General features: G+C 69.4%; 18 protein-coding genes. 14 read left to right on the forward strand and 4 right to left on the reverse strand.

All coding sequences use genetic code 11. The features are described 5' to 3' along the window. Nucleotides 1-105: 105 nt before the first annotated feature. On the forward strand, nt 106-1,344 hold the full coding sequence (gene tyrS, locus VEC03_RS07780) for a tyrosine--tRNA ligase (RefSeq protein ID WP_324914157.1): 1,239 nt from the start codon (nt 106-108) through the stop codon (nt 1,342-1,344). A gap of 4 nt (nt 1,345-1,348) precedes the next feature. Here tyrS and VEC03_RS07785 read toward each other — a convergent pair whose 3' ends face one another. Then, nucleotides 1,349-2,071 (reverse strand): ankyrin repeat domain-containing protein, encoded by a 723-nt coding sequence (locus tag VEC03_RS07785; protein ID WP_324914158.1) that lies wholly within the window; start codon nt 2,069-2,071, stop codon nt 1,349-1,351. Nucleotides 2,072-2,112: 41 nt separating this feature from the next. On the opposite strand from VEC03_RS07785, the gene VEC03_RS07790 reads away from it, so the two are divergent. After that, complete coding sequence (locus VEC03_RS07790; protein WP_324914160.1) at nt 2,113-3,030, forward strand: cation diffusion facilitator family transporter; 918 nt, start codon at nt 2,113-2,115, stop codon at nt 3,028-3,030. After that, nucleotides 3,027-3,467 (forward strand): D-aminoacyl-tRNA deacylase, encoded by a 441-nt coding sequence (dtd, locus tag VEC03_RS07795; protein ID WP_324914161.1) that lies wholly within the window; start codon nt 3,027-3,029, stop codon nt 3,465-3,467. The genes VEC03_RS07790 and dtd overlap by 4 nt, the downstream gene beginning before the upstream one ends. A 1-nt stretch (nt 3,468) precedes the next feature. Here dtd and ybeY read toward each other — a convergent pair whose 3' ends face one another. Continuing rightward, nucleotides 3,469-3,987, reverse strand: coding sequence for an rRNA maturation RNase YbeY (gene ybeY, locus VEC03_RS07800; RefSeq protein WP_349255947.1), 519 nt, complete (start codon nt 3,985-3,987; stop codon nt 3,469-3,471). After that, nucleotides 3,984-4,919, reverse strand: coding sequence for a PhoH family protein (locus VEC03_RS07805; RefSeq protein ID WP_324914163.1), 936 nt, complete (start codon nt 4,917-4,919; stop codon nt 3,984-3,986). The genes ybeY and VEC03_RS07805 overlap by 4 nt, the downstream gene beginning before the upstream one ends. Nucleotides 4,920-4,968: 49 nt before the next feature. Here VEC03_RS07805 and ruvA point away from each other — a divergent pair, with 49 nt between their 5' ends. The 6 genes from ruvA (at nt 4,969) to VEC03_RS07835 (ending at nt 11,642) form a co-directional block, all read left to right on the forward strand. Further along, nucleotides 4,969-5,547 carry a Holliday junction branch migration protein RuvA gene (gene ruvA, locus VEC03_RS07810; protein ID WP_324914164.1) on the forward strand — a complete coding sequence of 193 codons (579 nt, stop codon included), beginning with the start codon at nt 4,969-4,971 and terminating at the stop codon, nt 5,545-5,547. Nucleotides 5,548-5,577: 30 nt separating this feature from the next. Next, nucleotides 5,578-6,741, forward strand: coding sequence for an AAA family ATPase (locus VEC03_RS07815; protein WP_324914166.1), 1,164 nt, complete (start codon nt 5,578-5,580; stop codon nt 6,739-6,741). Nucleotides 6,742-7,327: 586 nt separating this feature from the next. Next, on the forward strand, nt 7,328-8,386 hold the full coding sequence (gene ruvB / locus VEC03_RS07820) for a Holliday junction branch migration DNA helicase RuvB (protein ID WP_324914168.1): 1,059 nt from the start codon (nt 7,328-7,330) through the stop codon (nt 8,384-8,386). Between the two features lie 45 nt (nt 8,387-8,431). Beyond that, entirely contained in the window at nt 8,432-9,688 is a 1,257-nt protein-coding gene (locus tag VEC03_RS07825; RefSeq protein WP_324914170.1) for an efflux RND transporter periplasmic adaptor subunit, read from the forward strand. Next, nucleotides 9,685-10,908, forward strand: coding sequence for an ABC transporter permease (locus tag VEC03_RS07830; protein ID WP_324914171.1), 1,224 nt, complete (start codon nt 9,685-9,687; stop codon nt 10,906-10,908). The genes VEC03_RS07825 and VEC03_RS07830 overlap by 4 nt, the downstream gene beginning before the upstream one ends. After that, nucleotides 10,905-11,642 (forward strand): ABC transporter ATP-binding protein, encoded by a 738-nt coding sequence (locus VEC03_RS07835; RefSeq protein ID WP_324914173.1) that lies wholly within the window; start codon nt 10,905-10,907, stop codon nt 11,640-11,642. Before VEC03_RS07830 ends, VEC03_RS07835 begins: the two co-directional genes overlap by 4 nt. Here VEC03_RS07835 and VEC03_RS07840 read toward each other — a convergent pair. Further along, on the reverse strand, nt 11,596-13,350 hold the full coding sequence (locus VEC03_RS07840) for a lysoplasmalogenase family protein (protein ID WP_324914174.1): 1,755 nt from the start codon (nt 13,348-13,350) through the stop codon (nt 11,596-11,598). The genes VEC03_RS07835 and VEC03_RS07840 overlap by 47 nt on opposite strands. A 227-nt stretch (nt 13,351-13,577) precedes the next feature. On the opposite strand from VEC03_RS07840, the gene VEC03_RS07845 reads away from it, so the two are divergent. The 5 genes from VEC03_RS07845 to VEC03_RS07865 all read left to right on the forward strand — a co-directional run bounded on the left by VEC03_RS07845 (nt 13,578) and on the right by VEC03_RS07865 (nt 18,896). Continuing rightward, nucleotides 13,578-13,892: a hypothetical protein gene (locus tag VEC03_RS07845; RefSeq protein ID WP_324914176.1), complete on the forward strand. Its 315-nt coding sequence runs from the start codon at nt 13,578-13,580 to the stop codon at nt 13,890-13,892. Between the two features lie 329 nt (nt 13,893-14,221). Continuing rightward, nucleotides 14,222-16,285 (forward strand): TonB-dependent receptor, encoded by a 2,064-nt coding sequence (locus tag VEC03_RS07850; RefSeq protein WP_324914177.1) that lies wholly within the window; start codon nt 14,222-14,224, stop codon nt 16,283-16,285. Beyond that, nucleotides 16,285-17,292: an ABC transporter substrate-binding protein gene (locus VEC03_RS07855; protein ID WP_324914179.1), complete on the forward strand. Its 1,008-nt coding sequence runs from the start codon at nt 16,285-16,287 to the stop codon at nt 17,290-17,292. Before VEC03_RS07850 ends, VEC03_RS07855 begins: the two co-directional genes overlap by 1 nt. 6 nt (nt 17,293-17,298) lie before the next feature. Then, nucleotides 17,299-18,087, forward strand: a complete 789-nt coding sequence (locus VEC03_RS07860) for an ABC transporter permease (RefSeq protein ID WP_324914180.1) — start codon at nt 17,299-17,301, stop codon at nt 18,085-18,087. Continuing rightward, entirely contained in the window at nt 18,084-18,896 is an 813-nt protein-coding gene (locus VEC03_RS07865) for an ABC transporter ATP-binding protein (RefSeq protein WP_324914182.1), read from the forward strand. The genes VEC03_RS07860 and VEC03_RS07865 overlap by 4 nt, the downstream gene beginning before the upstream one ends. Nucleotide 18,897 lies beyond the last annotated feature (1 nt).

Consider the following 18,897-nt stretch of genomic DNA (forward strand, 5'->3'; position numbering starts at 1 on the left):
GGCAGGCGGAATGCCCCGAAACGGGCACCTCTTTAGAATCACCCCGCCTCTTCCGGGCGCCAGTATAGCGACGGTGACATCCCGTCCGATCAGTAAAAAACCGTGATGAATCAAGCGCTTGTTACCAAACCTTTCCCGGTCACCGATCGCGTGCAGGAAGCCATGGCGGTGTCGCTGCGGGGCTGCGAGGAGCTGATTCCGCGTGAAGAATGGCTGCAGAAACTGGCGCGCTCGGAAGCGACCGGCGTACCACTTCGTATCAAGTTGGGCCTTGACCCGACCGCACCGGACATCCACGTCGGCCACACCGTGGTGCTGAACAAGATGCGCCAGCTGCAGGACCTGGGCCACACGGTCATCTTCCTGATCGGCGACTTCACCTCGATGATCGGCGACCCCTCCGGGCGCAACACCACCCGGCCGCCGCTGACGCGCGAGCAGATCGAGACCAATGCCGAGACCTACCGCGCGCAGGCCTACCGCATCCTCGATCCGGCGAAGACCGAGCTTCGCTACAACAGCGAGTGGAGCGACCCGCTGGGCGCGCGCGGCATGATCCAGCTGGCCGCCAAGTACACGGTGGCGCGCATGATGGAGCGCAACGACTTCCACGAGCGCTTCAAGGCTGGCACCTCGATCTCGATCCACGAGTTCCTCTACCCGCTCATGCAGGGCTACGACTCGGTCGCGCTCAAGAGCGACCTGGAGCTCGGCGGCACGGACCAGAAATTCAACCTGCTGATGGGGCGCCACCTGCAGCAGGAATACGGGCAGGAGCCGCAGTGCATCCTGACCATGCCCCTGCTCGAAGGCCTCGACGGCGTCGAGAAGATGAGCAAGAGCAAGAACAACTACATCGGCATCACCGAGGACGCCAACACCATGTTCGCCAAGGTGATGTCGATCTCCGACGAGCTGATGTGGCGCTGGTACACCCTGCTGAGCTTCCAGAGCGAAGCCGCCATCGAGCGCCTCAAGGCCGAAGTGGCCGGCGGACGCAACCCGCGCGACGCCAAGGTGATGCTGGCCAAGGAGATCGCGGCCCGCTTCCATGACGCCGCGGCCGCGGACGCCGCCGAGCAGGACTTCGTCAACCGCAGCAAGGGCGGCATCCCGGACGAGATCCCGGAGGTGGCGCTGTCCGGCGCGCCGCTGCAGATCGGCGCGCTGCTCAAGCAGGCCGGCCTGGCGCCCTCGACCAGCGAGGCCAATCGCCTGGTCGACGGCGGCGGCGTGCGGGTGGATTCGGCGGTGGTGGCCGACAAGGGCCTGAAGCTGGCCGCCGGCACCTACGTCGTGCAGGTGGGCAAGCGCAAGTTCGCGCGGGTGACGCTGGGCGCCTGAGCCTTCAGCGGGCGCCCGCCTGCTCCAGCATCGCCGCCATGGCCGTGTAGCCGCGCGAGCGCGCCAGCTGCAGCGGCGTGCGGCCCTCGCGGTCGGCGAACTGCAGGTTCGCACCGGCGTCGATCAGCGCCTGCAGCGTGGCCTGGTAGCGGGGGCTGCCGTCGCCCAGCACGATGGCCTCGATCACCGCCGTCCAGTGCAGGTTGTTGACATGGTCCAGTGGCGCGCCGGCCCGGATCAGCTGGCGCACCACGCCGGCGTTCCCGAGGTGCGCCGCCGCGATCAGGGCCGTGCCGTCGTAGCGGCTGGTGACCTGCCTGGCGCTGGCGCCCAGGGACAGCAGCAAGGCCAGAGTCTCCTCGTCATTGGCCACGGCCGCGATGGTGACCGCGTCGTAGCGGTCGTTCTCCAGCCGGCCCAGGTCGGCGCCGGCCTGGGCCAGCGCCTGGATCGAATCGCGCCGCCGGGCGAAGGTCGCCACGTGCAGCGGCGTGCGGCCATGGGGGTCGGTGGCGTTGAGGGCGGCCCCGGCGGCCGTCAGGGCCAGGATCTTCTTCACGTCGCCCCGGTGGGCCGCCAGGTGCAGGCCACCCTGGCGCTTCAGCTCGTCCGCCGTGGGCGGCACCTGCGCCAGGGCCGTGCCGAGGGCTAGTGACGCGGCGATCGCCATCGCCAGGTGGGCCAGGCGGCGCCGCTCGCCGGTGCAGGAACGGTGCGGGTGTTCCATGCCCGCCGATTCTGCATCGGGCGGTGCCCGACAATGACGGCATGACCCTCGCCGACCGCGCCAGCATCGTGCCGCCCAGCGCCTGGCTGCGGATCTCGATCGGGGTCGCCGTGCTGACCATCGCCCTGAAGACGCTGGCCTGGTGGCTGACCGGCTCGGTGGGCCTGCTGTCGGATGCGATGGAATCGCTGGTCAACCTGGCCAGCGCGGCCTTCGGGCTGCTGATGGTGCATGTCGCGGCGCAGCCGGCCGATGCCGACCATCCCTACGGCCACCACAAGGCCGAGTACTTCTCCTCGGCGTTCGAGGGCCTGGCCATCATGGTGGCGGCGGCGGCCATCATCTGGGCCGCGGTGAACCGGCTGCTGCATCCGCAGGGCCTGGAGCAGATCGGGCTGGGCCTGGGGCTCTCGGTGCTGAGCTCGGTGTTCAACGGGCTGCTGGCCTGGGCCATGCTGCAGTCGGCGCGGCGGCACCGCTCCATCGCGCTGGAGGGCGACGCCCGCCACCTCTTCACGGACGTCTGGACCTCGGCCGGCGTCGTGGTCGGCATCGGCCTGGTGGCGCTGACCGGCTGGCAGTGGCTGGATCCGCTGGTGGCCATCGCCGTCGCGCTCAACATCCTGCGCGAAGGCGGCAGCCTGGTGTGGCGGTCCTCGCAGGGCCTGATGGACAAGCGCGTCGAGCGCGACGTGCAGGACGAGATCGACAAGGTGCTCAGGTCCTTCGAGCACCCGGCGATCCGCTTCGACCACATCACGACGCGCCGCTCGGGGCAGCGCCGCTTCGTCGACCTGCACATGCACATGCCGGGCAACTGGACCCTGCGGCGGGCGGCCGCGGTCCGCGGTTCGGTCGAGCAGGCGCTGATGAGCGCGGTGCCCGGCTTGCGCGCCACCATCGAGCTGTTGCCCAGCGACGTGGAGACCCACGCCGCGGACGAGGAGGACCTGATTTGATCGGACTGGTGCAGCGGGTGAGTGAAGCCCGGGTGGTGGTGGACGGCCGCGTGATCGGCGAGATCGGCAGCGGGCTGTTGCTGCTGCTGTGCGCGGAACACGGCGACGGCGAGGGCCAGGCCGACCGGGTGCTGGCCAAGCTGCTGAAGCTGCGCATCTTCGGCGACGAGCAGGGCAAGATGAACCGCAGCGTGCAGGACGTCGGCGGCGGGTTGCTGGTGGTCAGCCAGTTCACGCTGGCCGCCGACCTGTCGGGCGGCAACCGCCCGAGCTTCGGCCATGCGGCGCCGCCGGAGCTGGGGCGGCGGCTCTACGACTACTTCGTCGAGCGCGCCCGGGCGGCGCACCCGGTCGTGGCAACCGGGGAGTTCGCGGCCGACATGAAGGTGCAGCTGGTCAACGACGGGCCGGTGACCATCCCGATGCGCATCCAGTAGCTCAGTAGGGATTGGGGAAGCCCAGCATCCCGAGCAGCAGGACCTCCAGCGCCTCCATCTCGAACGCATCGCGCTCGCTGGTCTCGTGGTCGTAGCCCTGCGCGTGCAGGGTGCCGTGCACCAGCAGGTGGGCGTAGTGCGCCTCCAGCGGCTTGTCCTGCTCGCGCGCCTCGCGCACCACCACCGGCGCGCACAGCACCAGGTCGGCGCTGACCACCGGCTCGCGGGCGTAGTCGAAGGTCAGCACGTTGGTGGCGTAGTCCTTGCGCCGGTACTGGCGGTTCAGCGCCCGGCCTTCGGCCTCGCCGACGATGCGCACCGTGATCTCGGCCGGTCCGCGCAGCGCCGCCGCCATCCAGCGCTTGACCTTGGAATGGCCGAGGAGGGCCGCGTGCTTGCTTGCGCCGGCGAAGGTTGCGATCTGCAGATCCAGGGCCAGCGCGGAACCGGCTTTGCCGGGCCGCTGCTGGCGCCCCCCTGGGGGGGAGGCGGCCGAAGGCCGCTTCGGGGGGGAGCTCATTGTTTCCGTGCCGCGTCGTAGGCATCGACGATGCGGGCCACCAGCGGGTGCCGCACCACGTCGGCGCTGGTGAAGCGCGTGTGCGCGATGCCCTTGACCCGCTTCAGGATGCGCTCGGCGTCCACCAGCCCGGACAGCTGGCCCTTGGGCAGGTCGATCTGGCTGATGTCGCCGGTCACCACGCACTTGCTGCCGAAGCCGATGCGGGTGAGGAACATCTTCATCTGCTCGGGCGTGGTGTTCTGGGCCTCGTCCAGGATGACGAAGGCGTTGTTCAGGGTGCGCCCGCGCATGAAGGCCAGCGGCGCGATCTCCAGCGCGTTGCGCTCGAAGGCCTTGTTCACCCGCTCGAACCCCATCAGGTCGTACAGCGCGTCGTACAGCGGCCGCAGGTAGGGGTCGACCTTCTGCGTCAGGTCGCCCGGCAGGAAGCCGAGCTTCTCGCCGGCTTCCACCGCCGGGCGCGTCAGCACGATGCGCTGCACCCCGCTGCGCTCCAGCGCGTCGACCGCGCAGGCCACGGCCAGGTAGGTCTTGCCGGTGCCGGCCGGGCCGATGCCGAAGGTGATGTCGTGGTTGGCGATGTTGTCCAGGTAGACGCTCTGGTTGGGCGTGCGCGCCTTCAGGTCGGAGCGCCGCGTGTGCAGCACCAGCGCGCCGGACTCGTCCTCGTCCATGGCCTGCTCGCCCGCCACCATCAGCTGCACCTTGTCGGCGGCGATCGGGCGGCCGGCCATCTCGTACATCGCCTGCAGCACGTCCATCGCGCGCTGCGCCTTGGCCTTGGGGCCTTCGACCTTGAACTGCTCCTGGCGGCGGGTGATCCTGACCTGCAATGCCGTCTCTATGGTGCGCAGGTGTTCGTCCATGGGGCCGCACAGGTGCGCGAGGCGGGTGTTGTTCGGCGGCGCGAAGGCGTGGCGAAGGATCAAGCTGATAATCCGTGAAGCTCAGGAAGGCCATGTTGGCCGGGACTCGTCAATGATAGGCAGATTGAACGGAACGCTGGCCGACAAGAACCCGCCGCAGGTGCTGGTGGACTGCCACGGGGTCGGCTACGAGGTCGATGTTCCGATGAGCACCTTCTACAACCTGCCCGGCGTGGGCGAACCGGTCACGCTGCTGACCCACTTCGTGGTGCGCGAGGACGCGCAGGTGCTGTTCGGCTTCGGCAGCGCCGCCGAGCGCGAGGCCTTCCGCCAGTTGATCCGCATCTCCGGCGTCGGCCCGCGCACCGCGCTGTCGGTGCTCAGCGGCATGAGCGTGGCCGACATCGCGCAGGCGGTGACGGCGCAGGATGCCAGCCGCCTGGTCAAGGTACCGGGCATCGGCAAGAAGACCGCCGAGCGCCTGCTGCTGGAGTTGAAGGGCAAGATCGGCGCCGACGTCGGCGTGGCCGGCGGTGGCGCCGCGGCCACCGATGCCCAGGCCGACATCCTGCAGGCGCTGGTGGCCCTGGGCTACAGCGACAAGGAAGCGCAGGCTTCGCTCAAGGCGCTGCCCAAGGACGTCGGCGTGAGCGAAGGCATCAAGCAGGCGCTGAAGATGCTCGCTAGATAGGCTGACAACATTGGGGGTTGGGGGACACTGATGCTAATCACGAGACTGAAGCTACGGAACTGGAGAAACTTCCGGCAAGTTGACGTGGCCCTAGGCCCTAGAGGTTACGTGATTGGTGCCAATGCATCGGGGAAATCAAACCTTCTCGACGTGTTCCGTTTCCTGCGGACGGTCGCTCAATCTGAAGGTGGCGGCTTACAGAAGGCTCTCAAGGAACGTGGAGGTCTGAGCAAGCTTCGAAGCCTTCATGCGCGGCGTGAGCCAGATGTGAGGATTGAAATTGAGGTTTGTGAGTTACTTGAAGACTCGCAACCTCGTTGGAGATACGTCCTCTCTTTCAAATCGGAGGGGAAAGGCCAGCAGCGCGTCTTAGTCCAAGAGGAATCGGTGGACAAGGATGGCGAGGTGCTGTTTAGACGTCCGGACAGAGATGACAAACACGATCCAGCCCGCTTAACGCAAACCTTCCTTGAGCAGATTAACACTAATGCCAAGTTCCGGGAACTCGTCGATTTTTTGTCGGCAACGACCTACCTTCACTTGGTGCCTCAACTATTGAAGCACAGTGACGAGATCAGTGGTCGAATCATCGAGAACGATCCTTTTGGTCAAGGATTGCTGCAGCGCATCGCACGAACTCCCGCTAAGACTCAAAAGGCGAGACTAAGTCGGATTCAGCAGGCCCTCGAAGTGGCGGTGCCCCAGTTCTCCGAGTTGCACTTCGAGCAAGATCCAATTACAGGTCTCCCGCACTTGAAAGCTAACTTCAAGCATTGGCGTGTGAATGGCGCTTGGCAGCGCGAGGATCAATTTTCTGATGGAACGCTGAGACTGATAGGATTCCTGTGGGCATTACAGGAGGGTGAAGGGCTATTGCTACTCGAGGAGCCAGAGCTTTCGCTAAACGATGCGATAACCGAACATATTCCGCTAATGATTGATCGGGTTCTAAGGCAACGGAAGAAGGGCGGTTTCCTGAGACAGGTATTGAGCACAACCCATAGCGATACTCTAATTGGTTCCATTTCTGAGCCCGCGTCAATCCTACTTCTCGAACCCGGGGAGAACGGTACAACTGTCAGGACAGCAAACGAGGTTGAGATGCAGGAAATGACTCACGGCTTGACGCCGTCTGAGGTCATGCTCCCGAAGACGCGTCCGCAGAATATTGAGCAGATGGGGCTTTTTAAGTGAGGGACATCCTGCTGGTCGGCGAGGACCAGCTATGCTGCGAATTGGCGGTCAAGATTGTCCGGGGAGTCCTGCCGGGTTGGTCGATAGCAGGGCGCCCTATTAATAAGCGAGGCATCACTCGCTTGCTTCCGGACTTGAATCGCTACGCAGAGTGCGCGAGGAACGTTCGGACGGTGCTCTGTATCGCGGATACCGACCACCAGTGTGCTCTGGAGCTAAGGCAGAAATGGCTGCCAGAGGACGCGCCGGACAATTTTCTGTTCCGGCTCGCAGTCTCTGAGGCAGAGAGTTGGATCCTTGCTGACCGTCAAGCAATGGCAGACTTCTTCGAAGTTCCTCTAAGGAATATTCCGAATGATCCAGAGGAACTCAATGATGCGAAACATGAGGTCTTACGCATAGCTGCGAGGTCTCGGAGACCGGGTATACGCGCGGAAATGCTAGCGCCAGGGAGCGTCCTCCGACAGGGGACGGGGTACAACATCCACTTGGCCCACTTCGTGGCTGAGGCCTGGGGTGTTGAACGAGCCGCAGCTAGCGCACAGAGCTTGGGAAGGGCGATAGCGCACTTGCGTTCGCTAGAAGAATGACCATCAAGACCGACGACTTCGGCCTGCCGCCTCCGCAACGGGTGGTGTCGACCGCGCCGGCTTCGCCCAACGAGGAGGCGATCGAGCGCGCCCTGCGGCCCAAGCTGCTGGCCGAGTACGTGGGCCAGGCCAAGACGCGCGAGCAGCTGGAGATCTTCATCGGCGCCGCGAAGAAGCGCGGCGAGGCGCTGGACCACGTGCTGCTGTTCGGACCGCCCGGGCTGGGCAAGACCACGCTGTCGCACATCATCGCCCACGAGCTGGGCGTGAACCTGCGCCAGACCTCCGGCCCGGTGCTGGAAAAGCCCAAGGACCTGGCGGCGCTGCTGACCAACCTCGAGGCCAACGACGTCCTCTTCATCGACGAGATCCACCGCCTGTCGCCGGTGGTCGAGGAGATCCTGTACCCGGCGCTGGAGGACTACCAGATCGACATCATGATCGGCGAGGGTCCGGCCGCGCGCTCGATCAAGCTGGACCTGCAGCCGTTCACGCTGGTGGGCGCCACCACCCGGGCCGGCATGCTGACCAACCCCCTGCGGGACCGTTTCGGCATCGTGGCGCGGCTGGAGTTCTACACGGCCGGTGAACTCGCGCGCATCGTGCTGCGCAGCGCCTCGCTGCTGCAGGCGCCGATCGACGACGAAGGCGCCGCCGAGATCGCGCGCCGCTCGCGCGGCACCCCGCGCATCGCCAACCGGCTGCTGCGCCGGGTGCGCGACTACGCCGACGTGAAAGGCAGCGGCCACATCACGCAGGAGATCGCGCACAAGGCGCTGGCCATGCTGGACGTGGACCCGCAGGGCTTCGACGTGATGGACCGCAAGCTGCTGGAAGCGGTGATCCACCGCTTCGACGGCGGCCCGGTGGGGCTGGACAACATCGCGGCCTCCATCGGCGAGGAGCGCGACACCATCGAGGACGTGATCGAGCCCTACCTGATCCAGCAGGGCTACCTGCAGCGCACGCCGCGCGGGCGCGTGGCGACGCTGGCGGCCTACCGGCACCTCGGGGTCGCGCCGCCGCGCAGCGACGGCAGCCTGTTCCAGGAGTAGCGCATGGCACGGCCCCGGCCCCGGCTGCATCGGTGGGGGTGGGTCGTGGCTGTGGGGTTTGCGGTCGCGCTCGCGGCCGTGCTGCTCGCGCGCAGTGGCGTGGCTTCCGATGCGATCGAGGTCCGGGAAGCGCCGCTGGTGCGGACCCTGCAGTTCTCCGGCCGCGTCGCCACGCTGTCGCGCGTGGACGTCGGCAGCACGGTCACCGGCCGGGTCCGCCAGGTGCTGGTGCGCGAAGGCGACCGGGTGGAAGCCGGCCAGCCGCTGGTGCGGCTGGAGTCCGAGCAGACCCGGGCCGCGCTGGCGCAGGCGATGGCCAACGAACGGCAGGCACAGGCCCGCCTGCAGGGCTTGCGCGGCAGCGAGCGCCGGGCCGCGGCGGCGCAACTCGACCAGGCCGAGGCCAACCTGTCGGCGGCGCGCTCCGAACTGTCCCGGGCGCAGCAGCTGGTGGCGCAAGGTTTCGTCAGCGCCTCGCGGGTCGACGAGGCGCGCCGCGCGCTCGAGGTCGCGCAGGCCCAGCGCGATGCGGCGGCGGCGCAATTGCAGGCCCGCAGCGGGCAGGGCGCCGAGCTCGCCCAGGCGCAGGCGCAACTGGCCGCCGCACGCGCCGCCATCGAGGCCGCGCAGGCCCGCCTGGCCGAGGACACCGTGGTGGCGCCGACGCCCGCACGGGTGCTGACCCGGCTGGTCGAGCCGGGCCAGATCGTGCAGCCCGGCCGCGCCCTGCTGGGGCTGGCGCTGGCCGGGCCGACCCAGGTGGTGGCGCAGGTGGACGAGGCCTTCCTGCAGCAGTTGCGCACGGGGCAGCCGGCCTCGGTGCTGGCGGATGCCTTTCCCGAGCGGCGCATGGCCGCCCGCGTGCTGAGCATCGCCCCGTCCGTGGATGCGCAGCGTGGGGCGGTCGAGGTCAAGCTGGCGCTGCAGGGCGACCCGCCCGACTTCCTGCGCGAAGACATGACGCTGTCGGTGGAGGTGATCACCGGCCGCCGCGATCGTGCACTCGTGATCCCGGCGCGCGCGCTGCGGCCGGCGGATAGCGGCGGCGACAGCGTGCTGGTGCAGGACGCCGGCCGCGCGGTCGCCCGTCCGGTGCGCACCGGACTGCGGACGCTGGACGCTGTGGAGGTGCTGGAGGGCCTGCGCGAAGGCGAGCAGGTGCTGCTGGCGCCGGCGCTGCAGGCGGGCGACCGGGTGCGTGCCACCGTCATCGACTGGGCGCCGGCCCGCTCGGGCGCGGCGATCGAGGCCGCGCTGAGCTCCGACCCGATGTCCAGCCTCAGCCAGGGAGTGGGGCGATGAGGCTGCCGGCGTTCGAGTGGCAGGTGGCCGTGCGCTTCCTGCGCGAGGGCCGCTTCCAGACCGTGCTGATCGTGGTGGGCGTGGCGGCCGGCGTGGCGGTGATCGCCTACATCTCGGCCCTGGTCAGCGGGCTGCAGGCCAACACCCTGTCCAAGACGCTGGGTTCGCAGCCGCACGTGACCATCCGCGCGCCGGAGGAGGTGGTCACGCCGGCGCTCGAGCTGCCGCCCGGCGAGCAGTCGCTGACCGACACCCAACCGCGCGCGCAGCCCCTGCGCTCGGTGGCCAACTGGCAGTCGGTGCAGCGCCTGCTGGACCCGCGGCCCGGCATCGCCGTGGTCTCGCCCCTGGTCAGTGGCGCCGGCCTTGCGCTGCGCGCCGAAGCGATCCAGGGTGTCAACCTGTCCGGCGTGGAACTGGATCGCTACGACCGGCTGGCCGGGCTGCGAGACAAGGTGGTGGCCGGCACGGCCCGGCTCGATCCGGGCGACGCGATCGTCGGGCTGGCGCTGGCGCACGACCTCGGCCTGCGGCCGGGCGACCGCTTCACCATCCGCACCGGCGCGGTGAGCGACACCGCCCGCGCCACGGCACTGGTCGATTTCGGCGCGCGCGAACTCAATCGCCGCACCGTCATCCTGCCGCTGCGGGCGGCGCAGAACCTGCTCGGGCTGCCGGGCGGCGTCACCAGCCTGGACATCGGCCTGGACGACGTCTGGAGCGCGCCCGAGGTCGCCACCTCGCTGCGCCGCCAGCTGCCCTACCGGATCGAGAGTTGGCAGGACACCAACGCGCAGCTGCTGTCCGCGCTCAACGCGCAGTCGATCAGCACGGTGGTGATCCGGCTGGTGGTCGCCGCCGTGGTGGTGCTCGGCATCGCCAGCGTGCTGGTGGTGTCGGTGGTGCAGAAGCGGCGCGAGATCGGCATCCTGCGCGCCATGGGCGCCACCCGCGGCCAGGTGCTGCGCGTGTTCCTGATCCAGGGCGGGCTGGTCGGCGCCATCGGCTCGGTGCTGGGCCTGCTGCTGGCGCTGGCCATGATCTTCCTGTTCACCCGCTTCGTGCATGCCAGCGACGGCGGGCCGCTGTTCCCGATCGACCTGTCCTGGGCCACGGCCATGCGGGTGGGCCTGCTGGCGCTGGTGTGCGGGGTGCTGGCGGCGCTGGCCCCGGCACGCAGCGCGGCCCGGCTCGACCCGGCGCAGGCGATCCGGCTGTGAGCGAGGCCCTGCTCGAACTGCGCGGCCTGCGCAAGAGCTACAACGTCGGCCTGCCGAACGAGGCCGAGGTGCTGCACGGGCTGGACCTGCGGCTGGCGGCCGGCGAGTTCGTGGCCCTGGTCGGGCCGTCCGGCTCGGGCAAGAGCACGCTGCTGAACATCGTCGGCCTGCTGGAGCGGATGACGGCGGGCAGCTATCGCCTGCAAGGCGAGGACGTCGGCGCCCTGGACGACCAGGCGCTGACGCTGCTGCGCCGGCGCGCGCTGGGCTTCGTGTTCCAGTTCCACCACCTGTTGCCCGCGTTCAGCGCGCTGGAGAACGTCACCCTGCCGGCGCTGATGGCGGAAGGCCGCATCCGCCGCGAGCGGCTGCAGCAGGCGCGCGACCTGCTGGCCGCGGTGGGGCTGGCCCAGGCCATGGACAAGCGCCCGTCCCAGCTCTCGGGCGGCATGCAGCAGCGGGTGGCGATCGCCCGGGCCCTGGTGCTGCAGCCGCCGCTGGTGCTGGCCGACGAGCCCACCGGCAACCTGGATACCGCCTCCTCGGACGAGGTGTTCCGCGAGCTGCGCCGCATCCACGCCGAGCACGGCACCGCCTTCGTGGTGGTCACCCACGACCCGCGGCTGGCGGCCCGCTGCGACCGGCTGGTGGAACTGGTGGACGGGCGGATCGCGCGCGACCAGGCCGTCAGGCCGCCGGCGCCGCCTGGGGGTGGGGCGTCGCCGCCGGATTGACGGCCGGCGACGGCCGGCTGTTGCAGGCGATCAGCGCCTGCGCGGCGTAGTAGGTGGACAGCACCCAGAACTGCGCCATCGGCAGCGGCTGGTGGAAGCGGTTCAGCGCCAGCAGCGAGTCGCTGAGCATGAAGAACACGCTGCCGATCGCCACCGCGACCGCGGGCAGGTCGCGGATCACCGCGGCGCGGCCGATCGCTTGCGCCGCCATCAGCCCGATCACCACCACGTAGGCGGCGACAGCCGGCTTGAGCACCGGACCGAGGCCGGGGAACAGCAACGCGTACATCGCCCCGCCGACGCCCAACGTAGCGGCCAGCGCCCAGGGCCGCGGCAGCCAGCCCACGCCCTGCCGGAACAGCACGATGTAGCAGACATGCGCCAGCAGGAAGGCGACCAGGCCGGCGATGAAGTTGCCCGGCAGCATCAGCAGCACGTCGCCCGCCAGCGAGAACGCCAGGCCGGCGACCAGCAGTCCGTCGAACTTGCGCAGTCCGCCCTGGCCGCGAGCGCGCAGGACGACCAGCGCGATGGCGAACACCATGGCCAGCGGCTTGAACAGGCGGTGCAGTTCGACCATGCCCATGGCCGAAGTCGCGGTGGCCAGCGCCCCGGCTTCGATCATCAGCGCTGCGAGGATGGTGATGCGGCCCTGCATGACGGCGCCGGTGCACCACAGCACGGCAGCCAGCACGGCCAGCCAGACCGCATTGGCGGACAGCGGCGTGCGATCGGCCTGCCACAGGAACAGCGACACGCCGGCCAGCAGCGCCAGGAACTGCAGCGCACCGAACCAGGCGACCGGTCGCGTCATCGGCGGGTGGAAGCGCTCGACGCCGGCGATGTCGAACGGCGCCTTGGGGAAGCGCGCCGCCACGTCGGCCGGCCGCCAGCCGGGCGGCTTGAACCACACGCGCAGCTTGTCGCCCCAGTGCCTGGTGTGCCAGCTGTCCCGGGCCAGCGCCCAGTAGACCTCGGCGTTGGACCACAGCGGGTCCCAGCTGTCCAGCGGGCTGCGGGTGCCGTAGATGCATTTCTCGTCTTCGTCCTCGAAGGTGCCGAACAGGCGGTCCCAGACGATCAGCACGCCGCCGTAGTTGCGGTCGAGGTAGCGGTCGTTCACCGCGTGGTGGACCCGGTGGTTGGACGGCGAGCAGAACCAGCGGTCGAACCAGCCCAGCTTCGGCACGTGCTCGGTGTGGACCCAGAACTGGTACAGCAGGTCGATCAGCGCCACCACCCCGAACACCAGCGGCGGCACCCCGGCGATCGCCATCGGCAGGTAGAAGATCCATCCGAGCAGCGCGCCGCTGGAAGTCTGGCGCAGCGCCGTGGACAGGTTGTAGTCCTGGCTCTGGTGGTGCACCACGTGGGCGGCCCAGAAGATGGCGCTCTCGTGGCCGGCGCGGTGCAGCCAGTAGTAGCAGAAGTCGTAGAACAGCAGCGCCAGGATCCAGCCGTACCAGGAGGTCCAGAACGCCTCGTTGTGCCAGACGGCCACGTAGCCGTACACCGCGGTGTAGATGCCGACCCGGAACAGGCGGGTGAAGACGGCGGCGGCCTGGCTGAGCATGCCCAGCCCGATGCTGGTGACCGCGTCGTTCAGCCGATAGGTGTTGCGGCCCCGGGCCCAGCCCCAGGCGAACTCGATCGCGATCAGCAGCAGGAAGACGGGCGTCGCGAGGACGATGACTTGGCTGGGGGACATGGCGGCGATTCTCGGACCGGGGCGCAGTCCGCCGCTTCGGCGGGAACCCTGAGCGGGCCGCCTCGGCGGGCACGCCCGCAGGCGGGCGGCCATCCCGGCAAGACCCCGTTGCCAGTGACGTCAATGCGAACGATTCGCATTTGAGCCTGTACATTGGATCCCCGTAGCGAGCCAGCCCCGGTGGGCAAGGGAGCCAGCCAGAAGTCTTTGCCGATCGGGAGACATGCATGACTTGCAACGCGACACAGGCCTTCGAGGGGCAGGCGGACGACAGCCAGTTGCCGGCGCTCGAAGCCGTTCTCGCCGGCACCCTGGCCCTGATGACCAGCCATGCGGAGGCCGGCAGCGCCGGCCGCCGACTCGCGATGCGGGCCCGGATCGTGTCGAACATCGATCTCCTGATGCGAGACGAGCGGCTTTCGCCGGCGTTACGGTTGTCGCTCGGTCAGTTATGCGTCCACTGGAAATATATGGGCGCACCTGGCAGCGACCTCGCTCCGCAGCGCCTGGATGGGCACGGCGAGCGCTTGTCCATGCACTGATGGTGCGCGCCAATACCCAGTGAAATTGGGACTGACGCGCAGGCCATCGTTCGACGAAATGGATCCGCCAGGAGCAGGCGGAGGCCTTGGTGCGCCCGCCAGAGAAAGTCGATCAAGCGACGACCAAAACTATGCATTCGGAATTCCTTGAGGCAGATCAACTGCTCCCGAATGAACAGTTTTCGAAGGCGACTTCCGACGGGTAGATTCCCTCTACGCCTCGGATAGCAAGCCAATCCACCTGCCCGCAGCAGCCCGCCAGCCAGCGATCCGGTCCAGTGCACCAGGTGCCCACCTGGTTGCCATGCCAACCTGGAGAGATCGCTTTCATGACGTTCCGACCCTTCCAGCCGCGCCTGCGGCTCCTGACCCTCCTCATCGCCGCCGGCTTTCCTGGCTCCTACGCGCTGGCGCAGGCCCAACCCGGCCCCGCGCACAGTCAGCTGCGCACCCTCAACGTTACCGCCAAGGGCCACGCTGCCGAGGCATTGGAGACGCCCGCGGCCGTGCTGGTGCTGGACCGCGAGGACCTGTTCCAGCGCGGCGCCGCCAATGTGGGCGAGGCCTTGCGGGGCGCGCCCGGCCTGGCTGTCGCCAGCGATGGCGCGCAAGGCCAGAACCCGGTGATCCGCGGCCTCAAGCGCGAGAGCGTGGTGCTGCTGGTGGATGGCATGCGGCTGAATTCGGCCCAGCCGGCCGGCGCCATCGCCTCGTTCATGTCGCTAGGCCTGGCCGACAGCGTGGAAGTCGTCCGCGGCCCCGCATCCGTGCTGTACGGCACCGGTGCGCTGGGCGGGGTGGTCAACGTGCGGCTGCCGCAGGCCGAGTTCACGCCGGGCCTTCGCTTCCGCGCCTCGGCCGGCTACGACAGCGCCAGCCAGGGACTGCGCGCGGCCGGCATCCTGAATGCGTCCCAGGGTGACCACGCGCTGATGCTGGGCCTGGCCCCCTCGCACCAGGACGACTACCGTGCGCCCGGCGGCAAGGTGGCCGATACCGGCTACCGCTCTGCCAGCGCCATCGCCCAGTACCGGTTCCGCATCGATGCCGCACAGCAGCTACGCGTCTCGCTGCAGCAGCACGTCGACCAGGACGTCTGGTACCCGGGTTCGGCCAAGCCCGGCATGCCGCCGTCGCTCGGCATCGTCACCGTGCACTCGCCCCGGCAGGAGCGCAGCCTGGCGGAGGTCGGCTACAGCTTCCAGGGCCACGGCGACTGGCGGCTGGACGCGCGCCTGTACCGCCAGTCCGTGTATCGCGAAGTCCGCGCCTTCGCCAGCGCACTGGGGCGCGACCAGGCCGACACGCGGGTCCGCTTCGTCACCGACGGCGTGGACCTGAAGGCCGACTGGGCCGGCCTCGAGAACCACCTCCTGACCTTCGGCCTGAACGTCTGGGAGATGTCGGCCTCGCCCGAGCGCTACCTGAACAACAACCCGCCCCTGTTCAACAACCGGATGCGCAACGACCCGTTCAGCGACGGGCGCATCCGCGCGCAGGGCCTGTACGTGCAGGACGACATGCACTTCGGCCGGCTCGGCGTGCTGGCCGGCCTGCGCTTCGACCGCGTGACGGGCAACGCGGCGTCGATCAACAACGGTGCCGTCACCAACGGGCTGTCGCGCAGCGACAGCGCCACCTCGGCCAGCCTGGGGCTGGTCTACGAAGTGGCGCCGCTGCTGCGGCCCTATGCGAATCTCTCGCGCGCGTTCCGCGCCGGCGAGATGCGCGAGCGCTTCGAGGCCTCGCCGCGCGGCGACGGCTTCTTCTACCTCGGCAACCCGCAGATCCGCCCCGAGCAGGCCACCCAGTTCGAGGTCGGCCTCAAGGGCGAGGACGAGCGCTTCGGCTACACGCTGTCGGCCTACCGCACGCGCATCACCGACTTCATCACGGGCCGCGTCACCGGCGCCGTGCAGGCTGGCCTGCCGGTCAAGCGGACCGAGAACATCGGCCGCGTCACGCTGCAGGGCCTGGAGGCGGAGGGGCGCTGGCAGTTCACGCGCGGCCACTCGGCGAAGCTGGGCTATTCGCGCATCCGGGCCGGCAACGACGACCTGGGCGAGCCGCTGTTCCAGTCGCCGGCCGACGAACTGTCGCTGGGCTGGGAAGGTCGCGTCGCCCCCGGCTGGAGCGCCGATGCCACGCTGCGCCTGGTGAGGGCCCAGGATCGCGTCGCCACGCGCTTCACCAACGGCACCGAGAACACCACCCCCGGATTCGCCACCGCCGATGTGGGCGTCACCTACCGCTGGCAGCAGCAGAGCCTGCGCTTCGCGATCCGCAACCTGGCCGACAAGGCCTACCACGAGCACCTGGCCGAGGGCCTGTCCGGGCGAGAAATCCAGGCGCCCGGTCGCAGCCTGGCCATCCACTGGAAAGGAGAGTTCTGATGGATCGAACCTTCGCCCGCCATCGCCGCACCGTGCTGCGCGCGGTCCCGGCGCTGGCCGCGCTGCCTTTCGTGCAGGCGCGGGCGGCGCCGGCCCGGCGGGCACGTCTGGTGCTGGCCGGCCCCATGGCCAGCGTCTCCAACCCGCTGGTGCGCATCGTCGAGAGCGGCGCGCTGGCCGACCTGGCGGACCAGGTCGACTTCGTCCTGTGGAGCAACCCGGACCAGCTGCGCGCCCTCGCCATGCAGGGCCAGGCGGACTTCATCGCGGTGCCGACCAACGTCGGCGCCAACCTCTACAACCGGGGCGTGCCGCTGGCGCTGCTGAACGTCTCCGTCTGGGGCCTGCTGTGGATGGTGTCGCGCCGGGCGGACGCGCGCACGCTGGCCGACTTCAAGGGCCAGGAGATCGCGGTGCCCTTCCGCGCCGACATGCCCGACATCCTGTTCCAGCTGCTGGCCGCCAAGCAGGGGCTGGACCCGCAGCGCGACTTCCGCCTGCGCTACGTGGCCAGCCCGATCGATGCCATGCAGCTGCTGGTGCTGCGGCAGGTCGACCACGCGCTGCTGTCCGAGCCGGCCGTCTCCATGGCCCTGCACAAGTCGCACGGGCCGCTCATGCCCGAGCTGCATCGCAGCGTGAGCCTGCAGGACGAATGGGGCCGGCTGCTGCAGCGCGCGCCGCAGATCCCGCAGGCCGGCATCGCGGCGCTCGGCGCGGCCCGGCAGGACGCCGCCCTGTGCGCGCGCCTGCAGGCGGCCTATGCCACCGCGCAGGACTGGTGCAATCGCAACGCCGAAGCCTGTGGCGCGATGGTGGCCAAGCGCATCCCGATGATGAACGCGCAGGCCGTGGCCGATGGCGTGCAGGCGGCGCCCAAGCGCCTGGCCACGGCGGCCGAGGCGCGGCCCGACCTGGAATTCTTCTACCGGCTGCTGCTGGAGCGCCAGCCCGCGCTGGTCGGCGGCAAGCTGCCCGACGCGGCCTTCTACGCCGGCAGCCACTGAGCCCGCATGCGAAGCCTGTCCCGTGCGCCGGCCGCCGTGCTGGCCTACCTGTGGAGCGGCTGGGGGGCCATCGCCAGCCTGTGCCTGTTCGCGGCGCTGTGGCAGGCCGGTGCCCAGGTCTACGGGCCGCTGGTGCTGCCGGGGCCAGGGGACACCTTCGCCACGCTGTCGGGGATGCTCGCCGGCAGCACGGCGATCCCGGAATTGCTGGTGTCGGCCCGGCGCGCGATGGTGGGCCTGGCGCTGGCGGTCGCGGTCGGCAGCGTGCTGGGCCTGGTGGCGGGACTCTCGCTCACGGCGTCCATGGTGTCGCGCCCGCTCGTCACGCTGTTCCTGGGCATGCCGCCGATCGCCTGGGTGGTGCTGGCGATGCTGTGGTTCGGCATGGGCGACGCCTCGGTGGTCTTCACGGTGGTGGTCGCCTGCACGCCCATCGTGTTCGCGGGCGCGCTGCAGGGCACGCGCACGCTGGACCACCAGCTCAAGGACCTGGGTCGGGTCTACCGGCTGCCCTGGCACATGACGCTGCTCGACCTGTACGTGCCGCACGTGGTCTCCTACCTGTTCCCGGCCTGGATTACAGCCCTGGGCACCTCGTGGAAGGTGGTGGTGATGGCCGAGCTGCTCACGGCGCCGGATGGCGTTGGCGCGGCGCTGGCCGTCTCGCGCTCGCACCTGGACACGGCCGCTTCGATGGGCTGGATCGTGGCCGTGCTGGGCCTGCTGCTGGCGGTGGAGTACCTGCTGCTGGAGCCCTTCCGGCGCGAGGTGGAACGGTGGCGGGTGACGGCATGAACCACCTGCATGCCGTGGAAGCCGGCGCGCCCACGGCCGGCCTGCGCATCCGAGGCCTGTCGCATCGCTACGGCCTCACCGAGGTGCTGGCCGGCATCGACCTCGACCTAGCCCCGGGCGAGACGCTGGCGCTGATCGGCCCGTCGGGCTGCGGCAAGAGCACGCTGCTGCACCTCGTGGCCGGCCTGCTGGTCCCGTCCGAAGGAACCCTGGCCAACGGCTTCCGCCGCATCGGCTGCATGTTCCAGCAGCCGCGCCTGCTGCCCTGGAAGAGCACGCTGGACAACATCGCGCTGGGCCTGAAGGCGCGCGGCGAGGCACGGGCCGATCGCCGCGAGCGCGCGGCCGCGATGGCACGCTGGCTGGGCCTCACGGACGAGGACATGGCCAAGTTCCCGCATGCGCTGTCGGGCGGCATGCAGAGCCGGGTGGCGCTCGGGCGCGCGCTGGTGGTGGCGCCCGACCTGCTGCTGCTGGACGAGCCCTTTTCGGCGCTCGACGTCGGCCTGAAGGCGGAGCTGTACGGGCTGCTGCGCGCGCGCGTGGCCGAGGTCGGCAGCGCGGTGCTGATGATCACGCACGACCTGATGGAGGCGGTGCGGCTGGCCGACCGCATCCTGATGATGGCGCCCGGCCCCGGCCGCCTGGTGCGGTCGTTCACGCTGTCGCAACCGCAGGCAGTGCGCAGTGAAGCCTGGATCTACCGCACCGCCGGCGAGCTGATGGAGGCCGAGGAAGTGCGGCTCGGCTTCGGACTTGCCGATGCGCGGCCGGCCAATGGCTGGCCGGCCGCGGCGGGAGGGCGCTGAC

Origin of the sequence: Ramlibacter sp. (genome assembly GCF_035627355.1) — a bacterium.
In the GTDB taxonomy this organism is placed as follows: domain Bacteria; phylum Pseudomonadota; class Gammaproteobacteria; order Burkholderiales; family Burkholderiaceae_C; genus Ramlibacter.

Bases quoted from the DNA above. Each gene is read 5' to 3' on its own strand.
- ybeY (WP_349255947.1), bottom strand. From the start codon at position 3,987: ATGAGCTCCCCCCCGAAGCGGCCTTCGGCCGCCTCCCCCCCAGGGGGG.
- tyrS (WP_324914157.1), top strand. From the start codon at position 106: ATGAATCAAGCGCTTGTTACCAAACCTTTCCCGGTCACCGATCGCGTG.
- VEC03_RS07790 (WP_324914160.1), top strand. From the start codon at position 2,113: ATGACCCTCGCCGACCGCGCCAGCATCGTGCCGCCCAGCGCCTGGCTG.
- VEC03_RS07860 (WP_324914180.1), top strand. From the start codon at position 17,299: ATGCGAAGCCTGTCCCGTGCGCCGGCCGCCGTGCTGGCCTACCTGTGG.
- ruvB (WP_324914168.1), top strand. From the start codon at position 7,328: ATGACCATCAAGACCGACGACTTCGGCCTGCCGCCTCCGCAACGGGTG.
- VEC03_RS07855 (WP_324914179.1), top strand. From the start codon at position 16,285: ATGGATCGAACCTTCGCCCGCCATCGCCGCACCGTGCTGCGCGCGGTC.
- ruvA (WP_324914164.1), top strand. From the start codon at position 4,969: ATGATAGGCAGATTGAACGGAACGCTGGCCGACAAGAACCCGCCGCAG.
- VEC03_RS07815 (WP_324914166.1), top strand. From the start codon at position 5,578: ATGCTAATCACGAGACTGAAGCTACGGAACTGGAGAAACTTCCGGCAA.
- VEC03_RS07850 (WP_324914177.1), top strand. From the start codon at position 14,222: ATGACGTTCCGACCCTTCCAGCCGCGCCTGCGGCTCCTGACCCTCCTC.
- VEC03_RS07865 (WP_324914182.1), top strand. From the start codon at position 18,084: ATGAACCACCTGCATGCCGTGGAAGCCGGCGCGCCCACGGCCGGCCTG.
- VEC03_RS07840 (WP_324914174.1), bottom strand. From the start codon at position 13,350: ATGTCCCCCAGCCAAGTCATCGTCCTCGCGACGCCCGTCTTCCTGCTG.
- VEC03_RS07845 (WP_324914176.1), top strand. From the start codon at position 13,578: ATGACTTGCAACGCGACACAGGCCTTCGAGGGGCAGGCGGACGACAGC.
- VEC03_RS07830 (WP_324914171.1), top strand. From the start codon at position 9,685: ATGAGGCTGCCGGCGTTCGAGTGGCAGGTGGCCGTGCGCTTCCTGCGC.
- VEC03_RS07785 (WP_324914158.1), bottom strand. From the start codon at position 2,071: ATGGAACACCCGCACCGTTCCTGCACCGGCGAGCGGCGCCGCCTGGCC.